This window comes from Propionispora vibrioides, assembly GCF_900110485.1.
GTDB lineage: Bacteria > Bacillota > Negativicutes > Propionisporales > Propionisporaceae > Propionispora > Propionispora vibrioides.
Genome location: NZ_FODY01000051.1, coordinates 1 through 5944 on the forward strand (window position 1 = coordinate 1; position 5944 = coordinate 5944).

A 5944-nucleotide genomic window follows, 5' to 3' on the forward strand; every position below is an offset into this window, starting at 1 on the left:
CATCTATGAGGCAGGTTGTTTACGCGTTACTCACCCGTTCGCCACTAAGATCTCCATTGCTGAAAACCTCCGTTCGACTTGCATGTGTTAGGCACGCCGCCAGCGTTCGTCCTGAGCCAGGATCAAACTCTCCATAAAAGTTTATTTATGGAGCCTTTTGATGGCTCTATAATTGTTTAAAGAATTATTTATTGTGACCGTATCACCTAAGCGATACGAGTCCGCACATCTGGCATATTGTTTATACCTTACATTGTTCAGTTTTCAGAGAACACCGGACTGCGTTGCCGCAGTTCCTGTTGACCGCCGCCTTGCGACAGCTTTTATATATTATCACATCGGCTTTTGCCTGTCAACCTGTTTTTTATTGGCTTTCTTACCATTTCCTGCCGCCGTATTCAGCGACTTTTATATAATAGCATGCCCTGTTATTTATGTCAACACTCTTTTCAATTTTTCTATATCGAATATTATTAGTGTTCTTATCTACTTTGAAAGCGTAAAAGAAGAGGCTTACATATCGATCATATGTAAGCCGGGGACAACAATGCCTTGTATAAAAAGGCCTGTGACGTAATTATGATTTCAGAGTGGACATACTCTCTTCCGGCTCCGTTTTTGTTTTTATAGTGAAGAAAAACTCAGCACCATTGCCCGGTTCACTTTCCACCCAGATTTGTCCTCCGTGAAATTCAATGATCCGCTTAACCAAGGCCAGACCAATTCCTGAACCTTCTTCATGGTTATCCAGCTTGTCAAATAACCCAAAAATCTTATCAAAATATTGCGGTGCGATCCCTGGCCCGTTATCATTTACAAAATATATGATCTCATCATCAATTGTAATATATCCTATTACGATTTTCCCATTGGGCTTATCCATAAATTTGATTGCATTTTCAATTAGATTTTGCATAACTTCCCTGATTCGATTTTTATCTCCCCAGAACTCCGGAATCTCTTCCTGAATCCGGACATCAATGTTTTTGGCCTGAATACTCTCATGCAATAGCTCAACAACTTCTTTTGAAAGTTTGGTTAAAGAGACATTCTCTGAGGGATTTGCCATTCTGCCGATTCGGGATAGTTCCAACAGTCCGTCCAAAAGCTCAGCCATTTTGTTTGTAGCATTTTTTATACGACTTAAGTCAGATTGAACTCTTTCGTATTTTCCTTGTGCAATATCTTTACCAATGATTCCGGCAAACCCTTTAATTGTGATCAGCGGGCTTCGCAAATCGTGAGAAACCGTATAGGTAAATCTCTCCAGCTCGGCATTTTTGTTGACCAAATCTTTCGTGTAATTATCAATATCAGCCTGCGCTGTTCTTAGAGAGATAACCATATTATAAAAACTATTATAGACTTGCTTGATTTCATCATTATAGTCATGTTCAATTGGACCTAGAGACAAATTGCCACTGGCAACCTGATTAACGGAAGCCGACAATTTGACTAAAGGATTTAACATGCGCCGGTTAATAACATAGGTCAATATAGCTATGTATATGATCATAATGCTGCAAAAAAACAAGATAGCATTCCTTAAATTTTGTTGTAATATGCTGCCTATCTCATCTCCCATATAAACCAAGGCCAGTTTTAATCCCGTTTCTCCAATGGGCGCATATGCGACAAACTGGTTAGCTTGTTTTAATTCCATAAAACCTGTATCATTGTCCGCCAGGATAGTTTCTCCCAATAACTTGGCTTCCGGATCAGATTCTGAGGAAACCTGGCCTACCAGGCCTTTAAGTTTTTGCGTACCTAAGTAAGTTCCATCAGATGTCACGATATAGGCATAACCATTTTTGCCTACTTTTAATTGGTTTACATACTCTTGCAGTTTATCAAGGGTAAAATCGGCAGTAGCTACGCCAATTCGCTTATTATCCTTAATGATCGGTGATACAATACTAATCCAGTTCTTCCCGTAAACATCCCGGTAGGGTGGGGAAACAGCAAAGGGACTGTTCGTATTCATCCCCATATTATACCAGGGTGCTCTAAAATAATGCCCATCATTATAGGACCAGTCTACAACCGCTTGATTATTCCTGTCTCTATAGACATACAGCAAATAAAAATTAGATGCGGGATTAATGACTCCAGGCTCAAATGCTAAAGAATGCCCGGAAAACGCATCATTTTTCAAGGATAATTTTTCCATAAATTTCATAGTCAGAGCTTCATCATATTGCGGCACAGTTTCAATCAACTCAGCAAGACTGAGCGCATCATTTGCATGCATCCGGATAGGAACATATAGTTGATTAGCCTCTTTTTCCGCCTGACTGATTAATCCGGTTCTAATTTGAGCCAGCGTAGTATCGTGAAACTGGGACAACATAAAATATGCCTGCACACCAAAAACAATAAAAGTAATCGAAGCAATCAAGACAAGCAGCACTGTTTTTATGCTAACCATTTTTTCAGCCCCCTTCTTGATTGCCTCACGACTCAATAAAATCATCTTTAATAGGGCACCTTATTCCAGCCAATCCAATAAAAATTAAGTTCTTTCATTAAGCTAATAAAACGCTCATAATCTAACGGTTTGATCACATAACTATTTACATAACTGTCATAGGCAGCAATCATATCCTTTTCACTTTCCGATGAGGATAATACAACTACCGGAATATGTTTCAACCGTTCGTGTTGTTTGATCCTGAGCAGTACCTGCAACCCGTCAATTTTAGGCAGCCTTAAATCAAGCAAAAGAAGATTGGGAAGAGGATGTTCTGAGCGATTAGCAAACTGCTCTACACCATATAGGTAATTAAGCGCAGCCTCTCCATCAGTTACATGCAAGACCCGGTTGCTAATTCTGTTTTCCTCAAAACAACGCAAAATTAACTCGGCATGATCCATATTGTCTTCTACCAGCAGAATTACCAAAGGCTCTCCATTCATGTAATCCTCTCCCTTTTATCATCTAATACTCCTTCAATCCCGGCACAGCAAGATATATTTATACGTCTTCAAAAAGCTTTTAACATCTTCTTCCGGCAAAGGTTTACTGGCAAAATATCCTTGGAAAGTATCACAACAGTATTCAGTTAACAACCTGGCCTGATCTTGGGTCTCCACTCCTTCCGCCACTACAGATAAGCCAAACATATGAGCCAGCTTGATAATGGCTTCCGTGATATTATTGTGGCGATTGGTTTCGCTAATATCATCAATAAAAGACTTGTCAATCTTTACCGCATGAATAGGTAAATTCTTAAGATAGCTTAAAGAAGAATAGCCTGTCCCAAAATCATCCAATTCAATATACATTCCGAATTCTTTTAAGCTATCCAATTTGCCCACCGAAGCCGTAAAAGATTCCATAAGCAGACTTTCCGTAATCTCCAGACCAATCATCTGCGGAGGAATATTCGCCTGTTCAATAATGCTCTTTACTTTATCAACAAAATCCGTTTGCATTAATTGAACACTGGACAAATTAACCGATATGCGCAGCTCAGGATACTGCTTATATAACCGGGCAGCAAAATCGCAAGCCTCCTGCAACACCCAGTACCCAATGGACACAATCAATCCCATTTCTTCGGCCAATCGAATAAAGCGTAACGGAGAAACCATACCTAATTGTGGATTGTTCCAACGAATCAAAGCTTCCAAACCGCTGATACGCCCCGTCACCATGTCAATCTTCGGCTGATAATGGAGCAAAAACTCTTTATTTACCATCGCCGATCTTAAGTATGTCCCCAATACCGTTTTCTCCGCAATTTCATTGCTAATAGCATGATCAAACATCTTATACGTGTTTCGTCCACTGGTTTTTGCTTTATGCATAGCGGCATGGGCATGCTTCAGTAATTCATCGGCTGTAGTCCCATCGGTAGGATATGAAGCAACGCCCACGCTAACGGTGAGATAAAAAGAATTTTCCCCTAAATGTAGTGGGGTTTTAAAAACATCCATAATTCTTTGAGCCAGCGCCGCCGGCGACACACCCATTTCAGGCCGGTCGAGCAACATAATAAATTCATCTGCGCCATACCGGCAGAGGAAACTGCCCGCAAGGGTTACGTTCTTTAGCATCCGCGCCACTTCGGCCAGGCAACGATCTCCGTAAGAATGTCCAAACGTATCGTTGATAAAATTAAAATAGTCAACATCAATAAAGAAAACTAACCCTTTTGCGTCACTATCACAGAGAACGTCTTCCAGACGCTCATTAAATGTCACTCGATTGGGCAATCCGGTTATAGGGTCAAAATAGGCAAGTTCTTCTATGCGCAATAAATTTTGTTTGTTTTCTGTTATATCTGTCAGTGAGCCGGCAAAACGCAGAAGAACACCATCGGCGTCATACAAGGCTTTCCCTCGCGCAAAAATCCATTTATATTCACAATTCTTCACGGCAATCCTGTATTCGCAAGTAAAAAAGTCACTCGTACCAGACAAATGGCTTTTCCATTTGTGAATAACTTTTTTTCTATCATCAGGATGTATATATCGTAAAATTTCCCGGTATGTGCACCAGGAAACGCCTTCCTTTATTTGAAAAATATCAATCCATCGACCGGAAAAATAAATATTTCTGCTTGTCGGATCATAATCCCAGATAACATCATTAGCACCTTCGGAAGCCAACCGGTAGCGTTCCTCACTCTCCCGCAACGCCCTTTCCGCCTTTTGTCTGGCCAAGATATTATCCCATTCCCGCAATGCTCTTCTTGCATTATTAGGAAGATTCTCGAAAGCCTCCGGTGATTTTACTAAATAATCGGCAACGCCCGCCTTCATCGAACGAACAGCCAGTTCCTCATTGCCATAGCTCGTCATGAGTATGACGGGAAAGTGGGCCTGCGCGGAAGTAATCAAATCTATCCCCGACCCATCTGTTAAACGCCAGTCAGCAATAACCAAATCAGGCTGCTTTTGCGCAATTTGCCTTTTAGCTTTATCTAAGGTATCAACCCAAAATAAAATCATATCAGCAATTCCCTCAAAAGCCCTGCTGATTAATTCTTTATGCAAAACATCATCTTCAACCAGCAAAATTTGCTTAGGTGGTTGCATAGTTTCCATCATCTCTGGCTTCTCCTCTAATTTTAGAGCTTTGCATTAACGTCAATCATTAATTGTCTTTCTCCAAACAAGAAAAAAATTCCTTTAAAACTAGCCTAAAGAGAAAATTTATCTACAAAAATATATATAAAAATACACAAATCAGTACTATATACACTCCTAGCGTGATATGATGAGTTCTTCTATCTTTTTGTCTTCTTATTAATGACCTTACTCATCTATTTGCGCAATTATTTCTGCCTACTGAGCTAAACTATCTCCAATTACTTAATCCCCCTTTTTGTCATGATACAAAAAGGGGCAAAAAATCTAGGCCTACACTCCAAAAGATTTGCAAGAAGCGGCACCTTCCTAAAATCCGAAACTCGCTTCGCTCAAACAAATACCCAAAGGGCACAGGTGGATTTCTTAACGGAAGCTGCTGCTTCTTGCATCCTGCGGACCATCTTTTTCCGTAAAGGCCGCCGGAAACGGCGCAAGTTGATGAACTTCTAGCTATAAGTAAAGCCATTCTACAATAAAGCGCTAAAGAGCAGTAAATAAGCTACTGCCACCCGAAGAGGGTTGTATCTTAACATAAGCGTAAGTCAGCGACAGCGTTGAAGCGTTGTTATGATACAACCCTCTCCGGCCTTTCTTGATGTAAGTATCCCCACATCGATTCCTACACTCATCTTTACACAACAAAAAAGCACTCACAAACGTGAGTGCTTTCTCTTCTAACCAGCAACTATCTATCCTCCCGGGCCGTTTCCAACCAAGTACTTTCGACGTATGTGGGCTTAACTACTGTGTTCGGTATGGGAACAGGTGGGACCCCACAGCTATCGTCACTGGATATCCGATTGTTGATCATGCCCCATCTGCTTCGTTGTCGCTCCGGGCGATCCTT

The 5944-nt window shown here is 40.8% G+C and carries 3 protein-coding genes and 2 rRNA genes; all 5 read right to left on the reverse strand.

Translation table 11 applies throughout. The features are described from left to right. Positions 1-138, reverse strand: a 16S ribosomal RNA gene (locus tag BMW43_RS20730); the annotation flags it as partial. 439 nt (positions 139-577) lie between these two features. After that, on the reverse strand, positions 578-2428 hold the full coding sequence (locus tag BMW43_RS20735) for an ATP-binding protein (protein ID WP_177173707.1): 1851 nt from the start codon (positions 2426-2428) through the stop codon (positions 578-580). A 47-nt stretch (positions 2429-2475) separates the two neighbouring features. After that, complete coding sequence (locus BMW43_RS20740; protein WP_091752446.1) at positions 2476-2916, reverse strand: response regulator; 441 nt, start codon at positions 2914-2916, stop codon at positions 2476-2478. Positions 2917-2949: 33 nt separating this feature from the next. After that, on the reverse strand, positions 2950-5055 hold the full coding sequence (locus tag BMW43_RS20745; protein WP_091752448.1) for a two-component system response regulator: 2106 nt from the start codon (positions 5053-5055) through the stop codon (positions 2950-2952). Positions 5056-5773: 718 nt separating this feature from the next. After that, a 5S ribosomal RNA gene (gene rrf / locus BMW43_RS20750) occupies positions 5774-5890 on the reverse strand. Between the last annotated feature and the right edge of the window lie 54 nt (positions 5891-5944).